This window comes from Paraburkholderia caffeinitolerans, from assembly GCF_902859945.1.
In the GTDB taxonomy this organism is placed as follows: domain Bacteria; phylum Pseudomonadota; class Gammaproteobacteria; order Burkholderiales; family Burkholderiaceae; genus Paraburkholderia; species Paraburkholderia caffeinitolerans.
In genome coordinates this window covers 44,606-66,603 of the sequence record NZ_CADIKL010000045.1, presented here as the reverse complement: position 1 = coordinate 66,603, position 21,998 = coordinate 44,606, and the positions used below count along the sequence as shown (strand labels likewise).

Genomic DNA, 21,998 nt, shown 5'->3' with positions numbered 1-21,998 from the left:
TGAGCGCCTCCATGATCTGGCTATCCGTGAACTTCGACTTCTTCATTGCGTAGAACTCCCTTTGCTGGAAATTCTACTTCTGATCCCGCTTACTGGACGGGGGTATTACCCCTTCAGCTCATCCAGATTCGTCTGGGAGACCGAGAAAAATGTCGCGATCCCAGTAACTCTTGCCAATTGCACTTCGTCTAGTTTCGCGATAAAGCGCAATTCGTTACGCGTCGTCTTCAGCCATTCAAGGAAGTCTGCCGTCGTTAGACTGAAATCCTGAAGCATATCGAACACTCCCTCGAAGCTTTCAAGAGAGGGAGAGTCGAACGGTTTTAGGTCCTCGTCAACGGCATCGGCGAATCGCTTCTTGTTCATCACCACCGGTTTGTTAGTCCCTTTCCTCCTTCGCGCGCTTTGCAGGCGCTCTTTTTGATGAGACCACCTTCTTTGTGGCGTGAATACAGAGAACGTTCTGAACGAAACGAACACCGTTATTGCGCGCGGCCAGTGCTGAAGCCAAATACTGGAGCGCGAAGAGCCCAGCCGCCCATGCAATGGTCGCGGGCTTGTTTCCGTAGATATAAAGCGCGAGCGGAACCAGCGGGACAAGCAGTATCGACATCGCAGCGATATCGCGGAACATCAAATATTTCTGGTGACTGTCGACCACAGCGACGTCGTTCTCGACCAACTTGTAGAGCTTATACCAAGTCGAGTTCTGGTCGCGTTCCTCGATAGGGAATTCGCCTATATTCTTCTTCAAAGCTGCCAAGTCGATTCGCTGGTCATTTGGCGCGTGAACCGAGAATGCTCGCGAACCCGGCATCGGGTTGCGAACCCGCCAAAACACAAGAATCGCCTTCACCGAGTGCGAAAAAAAATACGAGAGAAACAGGATGGGCACCGGCAGGACCGCGGACAGCGTGGCACGTAGTGCCACGGACTTGTCTGCGGTTAACTCATCGAGCGGTCGATGGTACGCCATGACGAGCAAAACGATGACGTCAACGATTCCGATGGCGATCAACCACCACATATTCCGCGATTTCAGCGACTTTCCAGATGTCGCTGCCTTTACTACCGCTTGGAGTGCGTCCATGTTTTCCATGTGTCCAGTCGACGATTCGTCGACGTCGTGAGGCTGAGCCATCTCACAGCAGCCCTATACGACGTCAGTGTTGCGCAATCAGTTTGACGTTGTCTAAGTTTCATCCAGATGAACGAACAATCCAGTGGAAACTAAGCCTCTACTTCGTGGAAGAACGGCAGCCGCGGAGCGGGCCCCCAGTTTTGCCGGAACGGCTGATTGAAACCGTGACGGATGCTCTTCCCCTTGGTCGCAAAGACATCGAACCCGCGGCGCTTGAAAGCGTTTGTCACTTTCCGCTTCGGATGAGTCGGAGCGTTTTCCGCAGCGGACACGAAAGCGGTCTTTGTGGCGTTCGCGGCTTCAACGGACGACGGCGCCCCGACGAGTAGGTTGAGCGTTTCAGTAGACACGTTGTGGCGCCCGCCATGGTGCGGAATCTGCACAAACGTGACCTCGCGCGGCAGGTCAATACCGATGCCTTTCGCATACTCTGCGCTTGCTCGCAATGTATCGAGCCCGGCGTCGCCGGTCAGCAGGTAGCCACCGTGATTTTCGATTTTTGCGAAGAGCACAGCACTGCTCTCGTTTTCGGCTGATGTCGTCACCGTTTCGGGCAAGCTTTCGCCAGTCCAGAGCTCTGCGACAAACGCTTGAGCGGCCTCCTTCACCCAACCGAGAACTGCCGAATCGAAAATGCTATGCGACTTCTTCAGTTCGGGGGACTTCTCGAATGCCGGGACCAGTTCGTGAACATACCGGTCTAGGGCGGGCGACAAGACGCGGAAGATGCCAATGACGGACCCTGCGAAAGGTTCGAATACTTTGACTCCCTTCTTCTCCGCCAGATTCTCGAGCGCATACGCGGCAGCCATTTTCTGCTGCAGGCGCCGCGCAAGGCTTTCGCTCGTAATACGGCCATCATGGAAATAGTCGCAAATCTGTGCACTGTAATTCCACGGTTGATGCATCCAGAGCTCGCCCACGGTCAACTCTTCAAGCACCAGCGAAAGACCACTGGCGTGGTCATTGTCCGGGTGCGAGTTCACGACATAGTCGACGTGCGTCGTGCCGTAGTGCAGGCGAACGTGGTCCACCAGCGCGCGTCCCGACGCCTTCGTACCACCGTCATACACGAGCACCTTAGGAACACCATATTGGACCCACCGCACAGCGATGGCATCGCCGCTATGTTCCCCCTCACCGACCGGGAGGAAATCAATCTCCAAACTCGAAATCATTTTCTTGCCCTCAGTTCAATTTTTTGCTCCTCGAAGCGCTACGCACTCTTCGCTAGCAGCGGCCGACAACGACTCCGCCGGCGCTCTCTCGTTGGCATTTGTGTATGTCACTGGAAGCCGCTCGGATACCTTGCGCCTCGACACTATCTCGGCAGTTTTTACCTTCCGCCCAAGGAATTTTCCTTGCAGAGAACCACAACATCTTCCGATTTCTTTTCGGTTTACACAACATTTTGTAGGCTGTGGCTGAAGATAGTTGATTTCGCATAGCAAATTTATGCGCTCTGCATACTGAGCAGAAGATGAGTTATTTCGACCGATTTGCCGCTCGAGGAGCAAACGTTTTCGAAAAAAAAACGGGGATGAGCGGCCGGAAGAACTCGATCGCATCAGTGGTCGTAGGACGGCACGGCTTCGGGCGCCTGCTGGTAGGAGAGCGCGACGCCGAACGGCTCGCGCTTCAGACGAAAACGCTCTCCGAGTCGCTTGCGCAAACGGAAGGTTGGTCGCCGCCACACCTCAAAGCTCGCGCGCTGCTGCAAACGCACTGCTATTGCCCACGGATTCGGGGCTTTGTGTTCGGCGCGTGCCTTGAAAAGCAATGCCACTTCCCCATATATTGAGTGGTTGGGTTGATCCGCGCTACCGAGAGACATCTATACAAAGAACACGGCCGACAACATGCCACGGTGATTTCGGCCCGCCACCTAAATCCAGCGGCTCTTAGTGGCGCTTTCCCGGGGGACAAAAAATGCCACCAATCTCTGTATGGGCGGTTTCCGCTTGGTTGATCATCGCGCTGACGGCCGAAGCCGCTGGCCTTGCATTTGCATTTCTAAAGCCGCCAGTATTTATGCACGGCGAATACCTCAACGTCGCTGCTTGCATTTTATTCGGTGGCATCGGCGGACTTACATATTGCTTGCGCGGCGTCTATCTCAACGCTTCTGTCCATAAGCGATGGGTTCCCGGCTGGCTCCCGTGGTACGTCCTTCGTCCTGTGGTGAGCCTGGTGCTCGGCGGTATTAGCTATCTCTTCGTCAAATCTGGTCTGCTTCTTCTTGGATCAGAGCAGACGTCAGCAGGTACCCCGCTCGGCATCTGGTCGCTGTCATTTATTGCAGGGCTTAACGTCGACCGGTTCGTCTCAAAGATTGAGGAGGTCGGGTCCACGGTTTGGGGTGTCGAGCCGTCACGCACGTCAAAAAACTCCTCGCACTCACAATCGATTCAAAATTAAATCGGGGATCGCGATGGCTAAGATTCATTTTCTGAATGTTGGTGAAGGCGACTGCTGCATCATCGAGCACAACAACGGTAATCGCGTAACGATGATCGACATCTGCGGCGGAAACAAGTCGGGCGACACTGTCGCGGATGACGGCATACTTAAAATAGCCGGCATTGCGACGGAATCGGACAGCGGTGGAAACTACAGAATGGCGGAGTATGCCACCAAGCCGCAAACCTACCTCCGAGAAGTCAACATACAAAGAATTTGGCGGTTCGTACTCTCGCATCCTGACATGGATCACATGGACGGGTTCAATGCGTTAATGAACGAATTTCCGGTCGACCATTTCTGGCATATGGGTGCCGAGCGGAAAAAACCGGATTTCGGGAGCTATGGCCGCTACAAAGGGGAAGACTGGGATCGTTACGCCAAGGTACGGGACGGCAAGGAAACCGGGACAAAGACAATTCGCGTTGTGGCAGGCGACAATTTCAAGTACGCAAATCGCGGAAGAGACGGCGGCAGCGGCGGCGATGGACTTACCATTCTTGCGCCGACAAAGGAATTGGTTGAGCGCGCGCAAACCACCGGCGACTTCAACGACTGCTCGTATGTGCTGCTCTACTGGACCGCCAATCATAGAATTATCTTTGCTGGCGATTCACACGACGAGACTTGGAATCATATTCTTGCCAACTATCACAAGTTGGTTGCGAACTGCGACGTATTGATTGCGCCTCACCACGGGAGAAAATCGGGCCGATCGTGGGAGTTTCTGGACGTTCTGAAACCGAAGCTTACTCTTTTCGGTACGGCGAAATCAGAGCATCTCGCATACGGGGCGTGGAACAGCCGTGGACTCGAGTTCATCACGAACAACCAGGCGGGCAACGTTGTACTCGAAGTGGCTCATAACGGCGATCTCGATGTCTACGTTGAAAATGCGGCTTTCGCCGCGAAGCGCAATCGCGTTTTGAGCACAATAACGAACGGTCAAGACTATCATATGGTGACCTATATATCCTCAAAGACCGGAGCAACGGTTGAATAGCGATACGAGCATAACTTATATTCGAACAGCCCCGGAGACCGGAACTTTTTTGTAGTCAGAGGCAGGCCAGCGAGGTAGTCTCACTACATTTTACATTACAGGCCGACTGTAAGAAGTCCGTCCAGGCCGACCTGGCAAACCCCGCACCGACGGGATACGGGCCCGCAGCGAACCCGCAACCCGGGCGCCTGTCCCGGAGTGCCACGTGCGCGGCCACCCCGTCGCGGCCGGCATGCGCGCCGGCAGCCAGCGCTTTTCGTGAGAGAAGGCGACGGCGCACGCCCTGCACGCCCTGCACGCCCTGCACGCCCTGCACGCCCTGCACGCCGGCATTATGGTCGGGTCGTCGCATCAGGTGTTGACCTCGCTCGGGTTCAGCATGAGGAATTTCGTCCGCACACGGTCGGCGAAGGGTGCGGCGCCGGCGCGCGGTATCGGTAGGTGCCGAAATGGCGGTCGTTGCACTCGTGCTAGGATTTCCCCGACAAGGGAGGAAAAGCGATGGCAGTGCACGCTATAACGGCGGTTCGGATGGACGGGAATTCGCAAAGGGTCACACACGTGCTTTGGGGGCAGGTGTCAGTGAGCGGGGAGCAATTTGAGGTCGCGCCGCACGCATCGCCTGCCATCGAAGTGGTAGAGGCACTGGCCAGGGGCGACACCGTCGTCACAGTCTTTCCGCTGGATGGGCAGCGCGTCGCTGGTCCAGAGGTCCGACGCGTCCTCGACGAGGCCGGACGCGAAGGCATCGAAATGGTGGTCGCTGACTCCGATGCGGGCCAAACGCTCGCGGACCTGCCACGGCTTGATCACGAATAGAGCGCTCATCGGATCGGCTCTATCGGGCGGAGTTTGACCACCCGCACCGACGAACTGACGCCGAGAAGTTTCCACAGGCTCGCGCGCGTCGGCATCGTCTGAACACGCGGGGGCTTGTCGTGCGTTGCCCCATGAGGCTGTGAGCGCCTGGGCGGCGACGGTCCTCCTCGAACTGTTGCGCCAGCGCGGAACCGCACTGGCGCGGGGCGATGATCCTCGACAGCCGACGGAGTTCAGGCTGCTGCCTGATGCGTCGCGTCGTGCTGATCGCCGCCCAAGATATCGACAAGATTGGTCAACATCCGCCCCAATTCACCCGTCATCAGCGTGACATCCGACTCGAAGCGTTCGTCGTCGTTTTGCGCGGTGGGATCCGCCGCCTCCTTGATCACGTCGAGCGGTGTGACACGCTTGATTGTCAGCGACGGCGTCAGTACGAAGGAGACCCGGTCGTCCCAGGTCATCGCGAGGCGCATGCATTGTTTGCCGGCTTCGATATGCCGGCGCATGTCGTTCGCGTCGAGCGCGTGGCCAACGTATCGCACCGTGGCGCCGCCTTCGCCGCTCGAGCGCAACTCGGCGTCCTGGTCCACGGTGAATCCACCCGGCGCCTCGCCGGACATCAGCCAATCCGTCATCGCGGCGACCGGCGAAAGCGCCACGCGAACGCCGGTGAGCGGCAACTGATCGATCGATTTCACGAGCAGGCCGCGAACGTCGTCGGCAAGAGCCTGCGCAGCCGCATCGATGACGAGCCAGCCATTCACCGTATCGATCCAAACGCGGGTATCGCGCCGAATGGTGAACGCGCGCGGCAGCAGTTCATCGGTAACCTGCTCCTTGAGTTCGCGCAGCTGTTTACGGCCCAGCTTGAAGCCCTGCTGCTCCTCGACTTCAAGCGCGCGGGCCTTGGTCACCTGATTGACGACCGACGCCGGGAGCAGCCTCTTTTCGGCACGAAACACGAGAAGCATCTGCCGGTGGGTCGAATACACGAGCGAGCCGTCGTCGCGCGGCGATGCCCATCCGAAGCTCTGCATCTCGACGCTGTTGCCCGGCTGAAACGCGTGGGGTGTCAGCCATTTTTCAATCTGATCGGGCGTAACGGCCCAAGGTGCCGGAAGACGATGAAGCTGAAGATTTTTGAACCACATGGGAGTACGGGCAAAGCGCACCATTCTAGATGACGGTGACGCTTCCTGGCCAGACAGGGACACTTGGCGGGATTGCAGGCATCATCGACAATCGATGCTCACATCGTCGACGATTTCATACCTATGTTGAGAAGAAGAGTATGCATTGCGTTTCTGCTTGCCGCCCTGTTCGCTGATTGTGCTGCAGCTTCGGACCCGCCACAGAAACCGCCCGGACCGGTAATGATGGTCCACTTCGATTACTACCCCAAGGACCTGCCGCAAATTCGTGCGCTGGAACATCGGCTGGAAGGCGCGATAAAGCGTGCCGGCGTGGGTGAGCTTGGCGAAACCGAATATCACCTCGACGGCAATGACGGGTACTTGTATATGTACGGGCCCGATCCCGATCGCCTGTATGGTGTCGTACTGCCCATTCTGAAGTCGTCCAGACTGATGAGCGACGCCGAAGTCACGAAACACTATGGCTCCCGCTCGGAAACGTTCTTGCTGCGGCGGGATGGTGTGCGATGACGGTTCGGCTTCGGCTTCGATACGTCGGGTAAGTCTTTGACGGAATTTTGCAATTCATGAGCTTTCGGGAATTCGACACCTCCAGCGAACGCATACGGCGGTAGCGAATGGCCGCTGACAAGCGGTGCGGATGTCTCTTCCGGGTCGGGTACGGCCGACCGCGTCGGGCGGTCATCGGCCAAGAGCGGACCTTCGACATCGGGGCCAAGATCGTCGACAATCCTGCCATCGACAGCAGCGCAACGGCGTTTAAGCTATCTCCCGTAATCTCTTCACGCTGAGGACCGCGGGGTGGAGATTAGCGTTTCGAACGATGATATCCAATGATTGTTTCGGGAGCAGCGATGAAGGCGACAAGATCGACAGGTCGATATGTAGGTTTTCTGTTCGTATTGGCTTTCGCTGTGATTGCGATTTGCAGTGCCGCAACAAGTAAAATATACGAGGTGTTTCTTCCAATAGATGCAAGTAGATCCGGGTCATCGGTAAGTACAGACGTCCAAGTAACCGAGGAGCGTCTCTATATTTTTTACCTCGTATTTCACTACAAAAACGAGGAACAGCGAAAGCGACTCGCGGCATTGGTGGGGGATGGTGGTCGATTGGCTACTGGCGAGTATGCCCATCCTGGGATAGCACAGTCTGTCCATTTGACACTGACGACCACCGCAGAAAGCGCGTCGATTGATGTCGACAGAAACGTTCAGGGTATTGCTGCGCACGAACTAGGCGCTAACCTTAGCGGAGCATATGATCGCAAGGTCTATGCTGGGGTTTTGCGGCCGGGGCTTTACCACATGAAAATCACGATCCTTCAGGGGGAGCGAGAGTTCGAAGGTTTTGAATCTGCCATTTCCGTTGGCGTTCAACCATTTACGCGTATGCCCTCCAATTAGGAGTTGGCTATGAAATCGTATGTGCGACTCAACAGAATAGTGCACACCCGCTCGCCAAGGCACAAGCTGACCGTACGATAACTGAACGGCCGCTTTGTGCAAATTCGAATGACGGCAACGGGTCGATACGACCCATTCGTTCTCCTCTAGACGCGACATCGGCATTGCCGCTGGACGCTGCAGCGGCAGGTCGGCTCATCGACCGAACCCAAGAGAAAAATCCAGCCTGGAGTAGCTGCCCGCGCCAATTCAGCGTCAACAAGTTGCACGGGCACATGTTCGGCGCGGTCTGTCCGTCGCATCATCAGCGCGTCGGCGTGATCATGAACGCGTCATGCGAGTCCGTCAGCACATTGCAGGTGGTGAGCGCGGATTTGGCACTTCATGCCGGCCGCCTGACGCCCAGGGATCCTTCAAGGCAAGCGATCACGAATGGCGTGCGGAAGATCGACATGCCTTTCAACAGGCAGCGAAACGGTCGATCCCCTCCACCGACCGATGGTCCGGCAGTCGTAGCCGGAGCATTCAGCGAAACGCAGCGCCGCCGGAACGGGCAGTTGTGGCAGTTCTCTCGTACCGCGCGGACTGACAGCGTTGCCATAACACATCGATGTCGACGAGCAGTGTGTTGACATTTTCGTGAGCCAGAGAGGCCGCCGGATGTGGTTGTCTTCCCTGACCGACCTTTCTGATCGCCCGCAGCCCGAAGCAGCAAGCGCGATGGCGTGCAACACAGTCACTGCGCCGATACCTGAAACGCATGACATGTGCACAAATCGTCGTGACCTGATCCGAAGCGAGTCCTTGCCGCCTATGGAAGCCGCCGAACTTGAACCGCACGTGCTCCCCAATCGTTTCGGCGTTGAGTTTTGTCTCTTACGCCAGAACAGCACGATCCGATGCGTGATGACGATCGCGGCGCAGAATCGTATTTCTGGCTTGAGCCAAACGCGAGCGACGCCCGCATCCTCAAGACCTTTCGCGATGGCTAAGGCCGCATCCGCGCGATCGCCGAACGGAAGTTGCTCGCCCATCCCACGACACGCCTCGAACTGACGCCGACCGATTTCGCCCGCCAGTGAGGCAACGGCCCGCAAGACCCCAGCCACTTCACTTGATCAAGCACGATCCCGGTCGAATTCCCTGCGAGGTCGGCAGCATCAACTGGCAGCCTGTCTGAATCCGCGCAGCAACACCTTGAAAGCGACGATGGCACAGATCGCTCCACCGGTGCCGGATCTGATTTCGCCTGTGGCAGCGGCGCGCGCGGACGAGCTCCTCATTTGTGCACGGATGGGCGCACCCTCTTACGACTCGCCACCGGTTGACGCTCGCGCATGTTCCGCGAGCCTCGCCGCTCGCGAGGCGTGCCCCTAGACATCATGCGAGATCCGGATCGGGTTCGCCCTGCCACATCAACGCAGATCTGAACCGTCGCCCGGTCGCCCCGGGTGCAGAGTTTGGGCGAAGCCTGGGAAGCAGGAACTGGCGCTTCTTGTTATTTGTGTGCCATGCGGCGGCCCGCATTGAATGTGGGCGGCTGCCGCAGTATGCTTCCACCCAGACGCAGCAACAAGAACCGGAATGAGTTTCCGAAGGAAAAATGGCACCATGCGACTGCGCCGCATCACGGCACGACGCTCCTCTGTCCATGGCACAGGACTGTTTGCGCTGCAGCCCATCGCCGCGGGCGAGCGGCTCATCGAGTACAAGGGCGAAGTGACCAGCTGGCGCCGCGCCGCCGCCCGTCAGCGGACCGGGAACGGGCACACCTATGTTTTCGGTCTCTCCGACGGTCGTGTGATTGATGGCAGCCGCGGCGGCAACAGCGCGCGCTTCCTGAACCATGCATGTACACCGAACTGCGAAGCAATCGAAGCCGGTGATCGGGTTTTTATTCATGCAGTCACCGCCATCAGGCCCGGCGACGAACTCTTCATCGACTACAGCCTTGTCGTTGATGGCGATGTCACCGCGGACGTCCGGAAAATGTACGCATGTCATTGCGGCGGCTCCGCGTGCCGTCAATCGATGATCGGGGAGACATCGAATTCTTTGTGAACGGGCGGGCGAACGTCTCAGGACACCTGCGAATGTTCGCTCTGCGCTTTGCTCGCGACGGAACAGGCGACCAGACTTTCAGGCAACCGCTGATGCGACGCTGAACTGGCCTTCGGGCATACCCGGAAGTTAGTGCTCGTGGCGCCTTTTGCACAGTCAAGCCCGCTTTTCGGGCTGTCCCTATGACCAACGGTCGTTCTGTGTCAGCCGCCTGTTGTCCTTCTGTTCTTCGAAATCAACCGGAAGTGCAATGCCAGGGCGCCATGCGAGCGAGGCCTATCCATCGGGCGGCAGGGCAGGCAGTATCCGGTCCGCTCGTGCGGCAGGCGATCCGGCGGCGCCAGATGGTCTGCCATGCGCGATGGTGCAATCCAGGCGTTTCCGCGGAAATCACCTTCCGTATCAGTGCAGTTTCGACGACTGGAAACGGCGAGCAGTCGCGAGGAGCGGATTGTCTTCGGCATCGCGCTTCGGCGCTCCGCCATCCACAACGACGACATTGGAGCCGTCGACAGCGGGCACGGGCAGCGTGGTCGCCTCGCGCCAGATAGGATCAATTGAGCTATAATTACGGATCAATTGATCAACGACGGGTGCACGCCATGCAACTCGTTTCTCCCGAGAAAATCGCTGCAGTCATGGGTCTCAGCCCCGTTCCGCATTCGATCGCCGAACTCGAGGCCCAGGTTGCTGAAGGCCTTCCCAAATCTGCCTTGCGGAACGGCATCGAGCACATCGCCCTGACCGCGGAGGCAAGGCGCGCGCTCCAGGCACGCATCGTCCCCGAGGCAACCTACAAACGTCGGCGCGACAGGCTGACGCCTGACGAATCGGAAAAGACGGAGCGGCTCGCGCGGGTCTACGCGAGCGCGGCGTACGTCTGGGACGACCCGGCGGATGCGCGAACCTTCCTTGCAACGCCACACCCCCTGCTGGAGGGGCGCGCGCCGCTGGAGGCCGCGCTGACCGAGCTGGGCGCGCGCCGCGTTGAAGAACTGCTTTGGAAACTCTTCTATGGGCTGCCGGCCTGATGAGGATCTTCCGCATTGCCGACAGACGCCATCCGGTCTGGAGCGGCACCGGCGCCATGCTGGTCGGCGGCCGGTTCAACAGCCCCGGCCGGCCGGTCATTTATGGCGCGCTCACCTTCGCGGGCGCCATGCTGGAGGTCCTGGTTCACGCGAGAATCGGCAAAGTGCCAAAGACTCACGTCTGGATCGAGGCACAGGTCCCCGATGGCGTGCCGATCGAAAGGCAGACAGCGCAGACACTCCCGGAGGGATGGGACGGACCGTCCCCTGAGATCGCGCGTGAGTTCGGCAACCGCTGGCTGGAAGAATGTCGCTCCGTGATCCTGATCGTGCCTTCGGTCGTTGCACGCGCCGAGTCCAACGTCCTCGTGAATCCTGCTCATCCCGACGCTGCGAAGATCGTCGTATCCGAACCGCAGTCCGTCGTATGGGATGAACGCCTGTTCCTTGTGCCCGTGGAAGGTAGCGCCGCGAAAGCAGAACGGCACTCAACACTTTCCGCACCATCGACACACAGTCCCGATTCTCTCCCGCGCCGCGGAGAGAATCCCGCGACGGCGGTGCCCCGCCCTTTTCTCTCTTCCTGACACCGGTCAGCATCCCCGAGTTCAGCTCCATTAATTAGGGTCGTATTAAATAATTAATGTTTGCGAACAACCTCAAGTCTGCTAACTCGTATTGTCAGACCTGTCATTTGATACGCTAAAGTCGGCGCAGTCATTACGCACTTCTCGGCGCAAGCATAGGGCTGGTTAGGTGGTTTCGTTGGCGTGGAATATTAGTTGCAAAACTAAACAACGTGTTGGATGGCTTGGAAACTCGATCTTCAGCGCCAATACAGCTCCGAAGACCGCAGCGTTGCCCTGCCCCTCGCTTGTCATGGCGTCGGCCGGTCGCCACTGCCTCGCATAACTACATTGCTTCGACGGACACGAGCGCCCGAATTCCGTGGCGCAACTACATGCAACTCCTTCGGTGCAAAACTCCTAGTGCGTCTAGGCGCACGCGCCACCGGCCTCGTCCGGCGCAATGATACGTAGCGTGATCGAGTGCGCACGACCCCATGCCTCAAACACCGACCAAGGGCACGTCCGTTCCGACGACCGTGCAACGAGGTACAGGTGGTCACCGTCGTTCGTTGCGACCCAGAAGTCGGCCGCCCTACCCCGCCCGGCATCCGGAACGAACATCGGCCCCTCGCAATAGGTAACCACTTGTGGGTCGGCCTCAAGACGTAGCCACAGCTGCAGGGCTCGACGTCCGATCAGCGTCAGCCGCCACCCAATCTTCGGACCGAACACGTCGAACCGGTGCGAGCCATACGGCCGCACATTGGTCACCGCCTTGTGGAAACGTGCCGGGCGCATCGCGTACCCCTGCGTACAAGGTTCACGTTGTAGTACACGAAATGCAGTGGTCGAAAGGTTGAGTGGGCCCGTCTGATGGTTGGCTCGCCGTCGCCATCACCAGATTACAGATCACGTAATGATCACTACATCTAGAGCCTGACTAACCTTTCGAGGGGGATCGCGACGGACTTGAGACGAATTTTGCTCACCCGAAGTACGTGAGACCGTGAAACATTGCGCCCCAAAATGGTCGGAACCCTTTACTGCACTGGGTTTCGAGGCTGCTTTTTCGTCTAGAAAGATGTTTCACGGAATCGCCGACGGTAACGTCCATGAAGCTTCAAGATTTCAGATGTTTCCTTCTCTCACGTGAGATTTCGAATCACCGCCGAAGCGAATCTTGTACTGGTGCGTCGTTGAACCACCGCTGCTGGCTGCTTAGCGAATGCGGGCCGCTAGAAGCTTTTCTTCATCGGACGTGCGCCGTCAGGCGACTCCCGGAATCCGGACATACCTGACGGTTAGTTGTATAAATTGGTGGCCACCCCTTGGAACCCAGTCGTGACTGAAGCGCTGCACCTTCAACGCCAGTTCTCGTCGAAGGACTTCGCTGCCTTGCGCGCATTCGTGCAGCGTCTGCCACCGTCGACCATCGCGCGCACGTATTACGACATCGATGAGGACCCGCACGCCGCGACGCCCGGCGCCATGGAGCGCTACCTGCGCGACTGGAGGCAACGCTGCAGGTCGAGCGCGCGCTGCCCGAGCAGCTGTGGTCGGACATACGCTGGCGCGTGCGACGTCGAAGCGCTGTGGCCGCGAACCAGCGCTGGCGAATTGTTCATGCCCCGATGGCTGCTGCTGGGCGACTCGGGACTGCGACGTGAGGAGGCGGCCGGCGCACGCCGGGAGGCCCTGCGCCCCTTCCTGGCTGACGATGGCACGGACGTGTGAGCTCTTACATGATCGGCAAGCGCAGCCGGGAGAGGACCGTGCCGGTCAGCACGGAGACGGTCGAAGCGATCCGCGCGGACTGGCCGCGACCGCGGGCAGCATCCGGGGCCACTGGCCCCCTGCTCTCGCCACTGGTGATTTCCCGTTCCAAAGCCGCACGCCTGAAACATGACGGCACGAAGCGCATGCCGTACGCGACCGATATCCTCAACCGGCTGATGACTCGTTGCGCCGGCAGCTTCTCGTCGAGCTGGAGAATCTAACGCCCGCGACAAACTCCTCGCTCGAACAGTTGTCGCAACATGCCTTTCGTCAAACCTTCGGCACCCAGGCTGCGGCCAACGACGTGCCCTTTGACGTCGTGCAGAAGGTGCTCGGCCACCAGTCTGTGCAGACCACCTCGATCTACGTTCAGGCGGAGAAGCAGCGCATGATGCGGGAAGTGAGCCAGATGTTCGGGAAACGGAATGCCACCGAGCGTAAGGTCGCTGACAGCCAACCCGATGCCGCTAACACGAGCTAGCGGCGTGACGGGTTCACAGACGAGCCGGCCACCACGCTTTGTGGGTCCCGATGACACCCGGCGCCCGATCAACTGAAACGACAGCGTAACCTGTTCACCGTGCTCGACAAGGAATTGGCCCACTCAAACGCCTGGTGCGAGCCTCGAAGATACGCTTCGCCCGACGGACAGAGGCCCTGCCCCGCCGCTCCCCCGACATGCTCGACATAACGTCCGGGGTAAAGTCGGACTTCAGAAAAACTCCGACTTTATCCCCGGGTAACGAATTTCGGTTGATCCGAAACTCCGGCCGTCCCTCGGAATAGCGTTGCGTAACGGTCTGGGATACTCGGCGCCCTCATCCGCCGAAAACAACCCTCCCTTTCTCGACGACAAGATACAGCACTCCAACCCGAAGGAACTAAAACCCCGGGCGGGTCGTGCGACCGGCAACCCAAAATCGCTGCCTCAACTAGTCACGGCGCAGTTTCTACGTAGAAACTGGACCGACTTGACCCTCGAGGTCATCTGAGGAGAGTGCGCAGCAACACTCTCACCAAGCCTCCATATACTCCGCCCGCCGATCGCTGACGCTCACTAGATTCTTTCTCTCATGGTCTACTCTCGGAGAATTCGTCGATCGTGGCGAATTCACAGAGGAGTCGCTGTCGTTTGATTCGATTCACGCTTGCCGTGGACGGCCAGTTTCTACGTAGAAACTGGCCTGGGAACAGATACCACCGTTGTCGGTGTTAGCTGGGTCACTGCCTTTTCTTGGCGCCGGCGCCAATTTCGAACACGAACGAAGGAATCGCGAGTCCGGTCATGCCGGTAAGCGATGAATCTCGCCGCCGTTTTCAAGCTCGTCGCCCGGCAAGGGCGGCTTTTCCGCGGGCCCGGTCGCTACCCAGGCGGAAGCGGAGAATTCTTGCGCAGCCAGTTTCTACGTAGAAACTGGACTTGGCCGGCTGGCGCCGGCGGTCAGCGCAGTCCAGCTTATCCATAAAATTGCTTCGTATCTCTACGGCTCGATCAAAGATCGCTACCGTGAAGAACACATCGCGCAACTCCTGCTGACCCAAGTTTCTACGTAGAAACTGGCTCTTAGCGCTCGGCGGAGTTCACGGCGTCCGCGGCTGTCAAAGAGCGAAAAGCAATATCCAAGAAAGTTGACGTCGGAGCGTCTGACGGACGGCAGTTTCTACGTAGAAACTCGGCCCGTCGGGCGCGGGCCAGGTGACGCTCCACAGCGCTTATGGCGCAGTTGTAGGTGTCGTCAAATCAAATAGACGTCGATAGCAATCCACCGCACGATTCGGGCGACCCGAAGTTTCTACGTAGAAACTCGCTCGCGGTGGGGAGACGCAGCCCACGTTGTATCCACCAACTTTCGCGGAGCAATCGAAGTGGCTCGATCGAAGAGAAATCACGGTCGCTATGCAGTCCGGCTCGCGCAGTTTCTACGTAGAAACTCGTCTACGGCAGTTGCGCAAGCTCCGTGGTCTTCGACAAGGGTTCCGCCAGAACCGGTTACAGTTGGAATATCGTCGAAATCAACAAATTTCCTTGAATTATTCTGTCGCGATGCCTAATATTCTGCGAACCTTTGTTCGCCGGTTTCTACATAGAAACTATGCGTGACAGACCGTGAGCGGAACAACGAATGGAGCCCGCATGGCCGCGAAAATAATTACCGTCTTCAATCAGAAAGGTGGGTCCGGGAAGACGACAACTTCTTGCAACCTCGCCGGCGTTCTCGGCTTAAGAGGACATAAGACTCTGCTCGTCGACTTGGACGAACAAGGTACGGCAACTCTTTCAATCGGTGCGGCGTCGGATGACCGCCCATTCCCGGCAGCGCTGTCGAATCTCTCACGAAGCCCGCGCCCAGATCGTGAAATCGCTAAGTTTGTCGACGACTATGAATTCATTGTCATCGACTGCCCGCCGGCAATTCGGTCGAGTGCACCGTCCGTCGCGCTGCTGATCTCCGATCTAGGCCTGATCCCCGTCGGTGCTTCGGGAGGCAATCTTTGGGCGGTTCAAGAAGCCAAAAAATTGGGAGTGACCGCACAGGTGACAAACCCCGACCTCAAGCTTCGTTCGCTCGCCAACATGGATCAAAAGGTGACGATTGTTCAGCAAATATTTGAAGCAGCTGAGCAAGACGAAGATATCCCGATGCTTAAGACCCGTTTAGGCTTCCGCACCGCGTACAAAGAGGCCGAGGTGTCGGGGAGCACCGTCCTACAGATTCGCGGTGCGAAAGCGGCACACAAGGAAATCAATGCATTCGTGGACGAAGTGTTAAAGGTCGTAGGGGAGTGATCGTGGCAAAGAAAAATTTTTCGGCAGCGTTGAGCTCCGGCGTACAACGCGATAAGGAACTGCGAGACACGGGTATAGCCTCCCGCTTTGAACGCGTTGAGGCCGCCCTTGATGGTCGCGCGACACTTCTAGATACAGCCCCGGATGAGCCTCCCGTCGCCGCGGGTAACTTCAATACGCACGTAGAAGCGCTGGAACGTGACGGGAAGATTAAAGCGATTTACGCTACGTGGCCGATCGACAAGATTGACGATAACCCGCTGAACAGCCGCACGATCTATCAGGAGGAGAAGATTTCGGCGCGCGCAGCCTCGATGGCCAAGGACGGGCAGCTTGTACCAGCGCTCGCGGCCAGACACCCCAACGATACGACGCGAGCAATACTCATCGACGGCCACTACCGAAAGCAGGGAGCACTGCGGAATCGTGGCACGACGTTGGATCTCAAGATTCTAGATGGGCTCGCGCCGATTGACTTCTACCGACTCGCTCGGGCCGCGAACAACGAGCGCGAACAGGAAACGGTGCTTGATGTCGCGCTCGGTTATAAAAAGCTCCTTGATGAGGGCTATGCGAACACGAACGATGAGCTCGCGCTTTTGGTTGAAGAAGGTAAGTCCAAGGTCAGTAAGACCCTAGCTGTCCTAGAGCTCCCAACCTCGGTGCAAGAATTCATCTCGCTCTACCCGGAGCAGTTCGGTATCAACATTGCGTACGAACTCTCCCTGTATTTGAAGGCAACCGACGAACCGAAGACGCGCGATCTCGCGCAGAAAATCATCGACGAAGGTTTGTCATTCTTGAAGGTGAAGGCGATGCGTGAGGCGCTCTCGCAGGAGCGCGCCCCACGGAAGACGTTTTCGCGTCAGTACAAGGTTTCGAACCCTGAAGGCGCTCCGATTGGTGCAATCAAAGAGTGGGGCAACGGCAGTATTCAAGTTAGCCTCACATTGGACAATCCAGAGCGCGCCGAGGTCTACATCGAAGCACTCAAAAGGCTGCTCGAAGAAGATGGGCATAGAACACATTGACCGTCTCTGATGAATTGTCCTCTGTGCGCAGGCAATTCCGCTGTCACGCGCACTTTTGGGAAACCCGAAGAGCTCCGGCTGAACGGCACGAAAGGTGACATTTTCCGGGCCACTCGAGGAATGCCCGTATTGGCAACCGAGACAACACCGCTTGAGCCCGGAAAACGTCACCTTTTTGCCGAGCTATTGGACGCATACTCCTCCAAAGGCCGATAAACCCGAGCGGCTTTTGCGTCATGGGTCGGAAAGCGTCACCTTTGACGCCCTCGACGCCAAAGCGAGCACTCACTTCACCCGAAACTCCCGATATTGGGTCGGAAAACGTCACCGTTTCACGTGCACGCCGTCAAAAGCGGGTCGCCAAACGTCACCTTTCATCGAGCCGAGGCCTCCAGGTCGGAAAATGTCATCGATGACGGGAAGCACTCCGCGTCATCTGGGTCGGAATACGTCACCTTTTAGACCCTCAGCGGCGGCATTGATCGGTCTCCCCTCTCAAAGCCGGGAGTTCGGGGTCGGGAAATGTCACCTTTTAGACGAGAAAGCAGCCCGGGAAACGTCACCTTTCGACGGCGGCATCGTGGAAAGTGGGTCGGAATTCGTCACCTTTTGATCTCGACTCTCGTTCGGGTCGGATAACGTCACCTTTTGATCCTGAGCCCCGTCCTGGGTCGGATAATGTCACCTTTATGCGATGGCAGAACAAAAAACCATTATGAATCTGGGACTTGGAGTAATCCTGCGCCGTTGCGAGGGATTGCGCCCTTGCACGCCGTGGTAGAGCTGGTGATCGCGTGTATGAATCGGTGACGTTTTCCGACCTACAAGCCAGCTCAAACGCCAGTTCATCGCAGCGCATCAAAAGTGACGTATTCCGACCTCTGACTTGTTTTTCGAAGATAAGGTCTCGTTGCGCGGGGCTTACAGGTTGTTAGCCTCTGGTGTGGCAACTTTTTAAAAGTCTCTTTTGTAAGATAGTTAGTAAACTCGTTTGTAAAACCTTTTGTAAACGCTCCGCGCATTTCGGTAACCGCTTGTTTTAGTTTGATTTTTTCTCTCGCGCTTTCCGGCTGATGTGACGTATTCCGACCTTGACGTGACAGATTCCGACCCTAAGTTGACATATTCCGGTCTGGAGTGGACGCATTCCGACCGTTATCCACATCGGTGACTTGATTAGTGGCGATGTCACCTTATAATTGTGACGTCCATGACGAGGAGTCACTTTTGTGCCGAGAAAGAAAAAACAACCCGACGAGCAACCTCAGGTAGAGATTGTAGAAGTTGAGCCAGTCACAATCGAGAGTTCGGGTGAGCCTGCAACGGACGGCGACGGTCGGATCAGAGGCACTGTTGCGATGAGTCGGGCGCTGGTGAACGCTCAACAAGGTCTCTCGTTAAACGAGAAACGCGTGATGATGGCGGCGCTGCGGTGCGTCGACAGCAAAAAGTCTCCTTTCTTGCATGGGCGTTCGAACGGCTACGTTTCGGTTCGCGTGAGGGCGGACGAATTCGCGGCGTTGGCATCTCTGGCGCCGAGAACTGGCGAGAAGCAGGCGACAGCAGCGTATGAAGGTCTGAAGGATGGTTGTGCAAGCCTTCAAAAGAGAACGCTAACCTACATGGACGGCCCGCGAAAGGTGTCTCTTAACTGGGTCTGGAAAGCCGTCTATCACGAAGGTGAGGGCTGGGCAGAGATATCGTTCTCGCCGGACCTGACGCCACACATCTTCATGCTGCAGCGGCGGTTCGTGTCGTATCAAATCGAGTTTGCGCGAGGTCTCCAATCACTGTATTCGTGGCGCCTCTTGGAGCTGCTTATGCGTGAGCGAGACCGCGGTCGCTTGTTGATCACGCTAGAGGATTTTCGCAACGTGCTGGAGATACCTGACACGTATCGATTTGCCGACATCAAGCGTCGAGTGATCGAGATGGCGGTGAACGAACTGAACTCGAAGGCCGATCTCGTGATCAGTTGGAAACCCGTAAAGCTCGGGCGTGCCGTAAATTCTTTGGACTTCCAGTTCATCCAACATCCACAGAGCCGTCTTGACCTTGGCGACGCGGCTTGACGTCTCACCTTGTCCTTTCTTTCTGGCCCGACGTTTTCGTTCCTAGCCGGCGCTGAGCTTTCACAGCAGCAGCAGCTATGTCTGCTGCGAGCGCCGATTTGAACATGACGAAGGCCGTTGAAATAAACGCCTCCACTCGTGGAAGATGCGGTAGCAGATCGTCGAGATCGGGAATATCTACGCGTAAAGACTTTTTGTCGCGTGCCAAGTGAACTTGAATCTTGTTCGGCGCGTGCTGCGGGATTCGATCGAACACGACGAACTCCAGAATGTCGTCCACCGCGGTGAAACCTACACGTACGGCCTCGCGCGCTCTTCGGATGAACAGTGCTTCGCCAATCTGGTCGATCGCGTCCAACAAGAGTGCACCAACGCGGAAGCTGATGTGCTCCGCCCCACCGATAGCGTTGACGACTTCTGACGGAATGCGCGCTAGAGCGATCGCCTTCGAGACGTTCGGTCTAGAAACGCCAAATGACTCTGCCAGATCACGGTGTGAAGACCACAGGCGTCTCTTAAGCATAGCTTGGTAAAACAGGCCAAGCTCGTAATGCGACGCGGAGTTAGCGCGCATTCGCGCCTGGACAGCTATGGCCGTTACTCTGTTCGGAATAGATTTGGGATTGAATTTGGGTTCCATGATCGTGAACGTCGTCGGATCTTCAAAGCTTAATTGCCTTGAGTTAGTGTCAAGAGTGCGAGCGCGAAAGCTGCGTTTTTGGGTCGATTGCCTGCGAAAAGCAGAGTAATTAAGCGTCGTTTCATGACAACCTCGTCTATTACCCTGAAGTTCGCAAGAATACCGTTTAGGCGCCTAAACGAAAACACCCCGTTTTTTTCGATAAGTTTTTGTTTTAAAAGGATTTTGTCTGAGATCGAACGTGTGAACCGTTTGAGCCGCAGGTTACCACCGCCGTACAACCGGGCTCCTGCCAAAAGCTACCCAAAAACTGCACCATTCCGGGTTTAAGCGTTTAGGCGCCTAAACGGAAGTTCTTCCAGAAAGTTTCGCCCGCAATCGTATGCAAAATAGCTTGTCTTTTGCTCCGGGGACACGAGGCCTGGACTGATTCAATTGACGCGAGCCCACAGTCCGCGCGCGTCATGCCCTTCCTTCGTCGTTCCCGTAAAGACATCGCCCTCTCCACCGCACCGGGGGGGTATTCCGAAGAAGATCCCGAAAAGGTCGTCTTCGACCGCGGCACGCGCCTGCGTGTCGAGGCGAACCACTGGAAGCTGCTTTGCTTTGTACTCGCGGCGGTCGCGGGCGGGGCAGTATGGACACGGCAACCGCCGCCGTCCGTCGTGAAGTCTTACGGCATATCCGCAGACGCCGGTGGCCGTCCGCTCGTCCGGCAACTTGCAGCCTACAAGCCTGATGACCAGGCGCTGCGTTCCTCCATTACCGAATCGGTGCAGCGCTGGTTCACGATTGAGCCGGTGCTGTCGCCGACCATCGAAAGCTCGCGCCTCGCCCGCAACATCAACTCGGTGAAGTCGCAAATGGTCGACAACGGCAAGAACCAGTTTGCGGCCTGGATCAAGGACGATGCGCCGTTCCAGGAGATCACGCGCAATCCGAAGCTCGTTCGCGAAGTGAAGGTCAGCAGCGTCTCCGTACTCGACGATTCGACGGTGGTGGTCGAGTTCACGACCTCTACGACCCAGTTTCCCGCCGACAAGCCGGTCGACAAACGCTACGCACTGACGCTGCGCTACCAGATTCTTCCGGCCAGTTCGGACGATGCGGTCGGCACAAACCCCTTCGGGATCTACTTCCCGTTCTTTACGCTCCAGAAAACCGCATGACGATCCCGGCATCCCGCTCACTGCTGCCGCTTGCCGCGCTCGCCTGCGCGCTGGCGCTTTCCCACCCTGCGCTTGCCGCGCGAAAAGTTACGTCAGCCGCCGGTTCGCTTGACGTGGGCGCCATCCTGGGCGACCCGATGAGCCCGGTGAATCCGTACAACTCCGGCACTGATCCGGTCACGATGCCCAACGACGCCCGCATCGTTGTCTTCAACTACAGCCGCGACCAGATCTTCCGCATCATGGCCGCGCCGCTGAAGCTCACGACAATTGAACTGGCGACGGGCGAGAAGCTGATCACCGACCCGGCGATGGGCGACTCCGTGCAGTGGATCATCGACACGGACGGCGCGAACCACGTCTATATCAAGCCGGTGAAGCCGGGGCTCGTGAACACGCTCCACCTGACGACCAACATGCACGAGTACGACATGACGCTCGTCTCGTCGCCTGTGGGCGGCCTCTTCTACCAGAGCGTGCGCTTTCACTATGCCGAGTCGCTGATGGCAAAGGTCCGCGCGCGCGACACCGCAGATGGCGCCGGCATGGCGGCTGGTGCGGGTGGAGCGAATGACACAGGGCCGCTCGGTGTCTCGCCCGACAAGCTCAACTTTGACTACAAGGTGGACGGGTCTGCCCCGTTCAAGCCGGAGACGGTGTTCGACGACGGCAAGGCCGTATGGTTGCGGCTGCCTGCGGACGCACCGTTTGCGGTGCCGATCGTCAAGGATCACGGCGACGACGTGAGCCCGAACTTCATACGTCGCGGTCAGTACATCGTGGTCCAGCAGATGGCGGACAAGATCGTGCTACGCGCGGCCAACGACGAGGTGACGATCACGCGCCGTCGCCCGGGCATCTTCGGGTTCTGAACG

General features: G+C 57.6%; 21 protein-coding genes and 2 pseudogenes. 17 read left to right on the top strand and 6 right to left on the bottom strand.

The features are described 5' to 3' along the window. Window positions 1-105 precede the first annotated feature (105 nt). The 3 genes from HV773_RS30810 to HV773_RS30800 all read right to left on the bottom strand — a co-directional run bounded on the left by HV773_RS30810 (window position 106) and on the right by HV773_RS30800 (window position 2,319). The gene (locus tag HV773_RS30810) at window positions 106-369 is read right to left on the bottom strand and encodes a hypothetical protein (RefSeq protein WP_175197816.1); all 264 of its coding nucleotides are present in this window, start codon (window positions 367-369) and stop codon (window positions 106-108) included. A gap of 10 nt (window positions 370-379) precedes the next feature. Beyond that, window positions 380-1,090 carry a hypothetical protein gene (locus HV773_RS30805; RefSeq protein WP_175197820.1) on the bottom strand — a complete coding sequence of 237 codons (711 nt, stop codon included), beginning with the start codon at window positions 1,088-1,090 and terminating at the stop codon, window positions 380-382. A 140-nt stretch (window positions 1,091-1,230) separates the two neighbouring features. Then, entirely contained in the window at window positions 1,231-2,319 is a 1,089-nt protein-coding gene (locus tag HV773_RS30800) for a ComEC/Rec2 family competence protein (RefSeq protein WP_175197815.1), read from the bottom strand. Window positions 2,320-2,621: 302 nt separating this feature from the next. Here HV773_RS30800 and HV773_RS30795 point away from each other — a divergent pair, with 302 nt between their 5' ends. From HV773_RS30795 to HV773_RS30785, 3 genes are all read left to right on the top strand, one after another. After that, window positions 2,622-2,942 (top strand): hypothetical protein, encoded by a 321-nt coding sequence (locus tag HV773_RS30795; protein WP_175197814.1) that lies wholly within the window; start codon window positions 2,622-2,624, stop codon window positions 2,940-2,942. 128 nt (window positions 2,943-3,070) lie between these two features. Beyond that, complete coding sequence (locus HV773_RS30790) at window positions 3,071-3,559, top strand: hypothetical protein (RefSeq protein WP_175197813.1); 489 nt, start codon at window positions 3,071-3,073, stop codon at window positions 3,557-3,559. Between the two features lie 13 nt (window positions 3,560-3,572). After that, complete coding sequence (locus tag HV773_RS30785) at window positions 3,573-4,604, top strand: ComEC/Rec2 family competence protein (protein WP_175197812.1); 1,032 nt, start codon at window positions 3,573-3,575, stop codon at window positions 4,602-4,604. A gap of 579 nt (window positions 4,605-5,183) precedes the next feature. Here the strand turns inward: HV773_RS30785 and HV773_RS30780 are convergent. Both HV773_RS30780 and HV773_RS30775 read right to left on the bottom strand, forming a co-directional pair. Then, window positions 5,184-5,432, bottom strand: a complete 249-nt coding sequence (locus tag HV773_RS30780; protein ID WP_175197811.1) for a hypothetical protein — start codon at window positions 5,430-5,432, stop codon at window positions 5,184-5,186. 224 nt (window positions 5,433-5,656) lie between these two features. Next, a complete protein-coding gene (locus tag HV773_RS30775; RefSeq protein WP_175197810.1) occupies window positions 5,657-6,577 on the bottom strand; it encodes a recombination-associated protein RdgC in 921 nt (306 codons plus the stop codon). A gap of 222 nt (window positions 6,578-6,799) precedes the next feature. On the opposite strand from HV773_RS30775, the gene HV773_RS30770 reads away from it, so the two are divergent. The 12 genes and pseudogenes from HV773_RS30770 (at window position 6,800) to HV773_RS30715 (ending at window position 19,314) form a co-directional block, all read left to right on the top strand. Then, window positions 6,800-7,090 carry a hypothetical protein gene (locus tag HV773_RS30770; RefSeq protein WP_175197809.1) on the top strand — a complete coding sequence of 97 codons (291 nt, stop codon included), beginning with the start codon at window positions 6,800-6,802 and terminating at the stop codon, window positions 7,088-7,090. Between the two features lie 344 nt (window positions 7,091-7,434). Next, window positions 7,435-7,986 carry a DUF5625 family protein gene (locus HV773_RS30765; RefSeq protein WP_175197808.1) on the top strand — a complete coding sequence of 184 codons (552 nt, stop codon included), beginning with the start codon at window positions 7,435-7,437 and terminating at the stop codon, window positions 7,984-7,986. 813 nt (window positions 7,987-8,799) lie between these two features. Next, window positions 8,800-9,068 (top strand): annotated as a pseudogene (locus HV773_RS37090) (DUF1488 family protein). 529 nt (window positions 9,069-9,597) lie between these two features. Continuing rightward, the gene (locus HV773_RS30755) at window positions 9,598-10,047 is read left to right on the top strand and encodes an SET domain-containing protein (protein WP_175197806.1); all 450 of its coding nucleotides are present in this window, start codon (window positions 9,598-9,600) and stop codon (window positions 10,045-10,047) included. Between the two features lie 602 nt (window positions 10,048-10,649). Then, a complete protein-coding gene (locus tag HV773_RS30750) occupies window positions 10,650-11,078 on the top strand; it encodes an antitoxin Xre/MbcA/ParS toxin-binding domain-containing protein (RefSeq protein ID WP_175197805.1) in 429 nt (142 codons plus the stop codon). Then, window positions 11,078-11,548: pseudogene (locus tag HV773_RS30745) on the top strand (RES family NAD+ phosphorylase); the annotation flags it as partial. The gene HV773_RS30750 and the pseudogene HV773_RS30745, both read left to right, overlap by 1 nt. A 1,440-nt stretch (window positions 11,549-12,988) precedes the next feature. Beyond that, on the top strand, window positions 12,989-13,381 hold the full coding sequence (locus HV773_RS30740) for a hypothetical protein (RefSeq protein WP_175197804.1): 393 nt from the start codon (window positions 12,989-12,991) through the stop codon (window positions 13,379-13,381). 8 nt (window positions 13,382-13,389) lie between these two features. Continuing rightward, window positions 13,390-13,644, top strand: coding sequence for a hypothetical protein (locus HV773_RS30735; RefSeq protein WP_175197803.1), 255 nt, complete (start codon window positions 13,390-13,392; stop codon window positions 13,642-13,644). Further along, window positions 13,608-13,904 carry a tyrosine-type recombinase/integrase gene (locus HV773_RS30730; protein ID WP_175197802.1) on the top strand — a complete coding sequence of 99 codons (297 nt, stop codon included), beginning with the start codon at window positions 13,608-13,610 and terminating at the stop codon, window positions 13,902-13,904. The genes HV773_RS30735 and HV773_RS30730 overlap by 37 nt, the downstream gene beginning before the upstream one ends. A gap of 1,653 nt (window positions 13,905-15,557) precedes the next feature. Next, window positions 15,558-16,211, top strand: a complete 654-nt coding sequence (locus HV773_RS30725) for an AAA family ATPase (protein ID WP_175197801.1) — start codon at window positions 15,558-15,560, stop codon at window positions 16,209-16,211. 2 nt (window positions 16,212-16,213) lie between these two features. Next, a complete protein-coding gene (locus tag HV773_RS30720; RefSeq protein WP_175197800.1) occupies window positions 16,214-17,242 on the top strand; it encodes a ParB/RepB/Spo0J family partition protein in 1,029 nt (342 codons plus the stop codon). 1,229 nt (window positions 17,243-18,471) lie between these two features. After that, window positions 18,472-19,314 (top strand): replication initiation protein, encoded by an 843-nt coding sequence (locus HV773_RS30715; protein ID WP_175197799.1) that lies wholly within the window; start codon window positions 18,472-18,474, stop codon window positions 19,312-19,314. A 4-nt stretch (window positions 19,315-19,318) separates the two neighbouring features. Here HV773_RS30715 and HV773_RS30710 read toward each other — a convergent pair whose 3' ends face one another. Continuing rightward, entirely contained in the window at window positions 19,319-19,954 is a 636-nt protein-coding gene (locus tag HV773_RS30710) for a hypothetical protein (RefSeq protein ID WP_175197798.1), read from the bottom strand. 464 nt (window positions 19,955-20,418) lie between these two features. Between HV773_RS30710 and HV773_RS30705 the strand changes: the two genes are divergently transcribed. Both HV773_RS30705 and HV773_RS30700 read left to right on the top strand, forming a co-directional pair. Beyond that, complete coding sequence (locus HV773_RS30705; protein WP_175197797.1) at window positions 20,419-21,123, top strand: VirB8 family type IV secretion system protein; 705 nt, start codon at window positions 20,419-20,421, stop codon at window positions 21,121-21,123. Further along, complete coding sequence (locus HV773_RS30700) at window positions 21,120-21,995, top strand: TrbG/VirB9 family P-type conjugative transfer protein (RefSeq protein WP_175197796.1); 876 nt, start codon at window positions 21,120-21,122, stop codon at window positions 21,993-21,995. The genes HV773_RS30705 and HV773_RS30700 overlap by 4 nt, the downstream gene beginning before the upstream one ends. The last annotated feature ends 3 nt before the right edge of the window (window positions 21,996-21,998 follow it).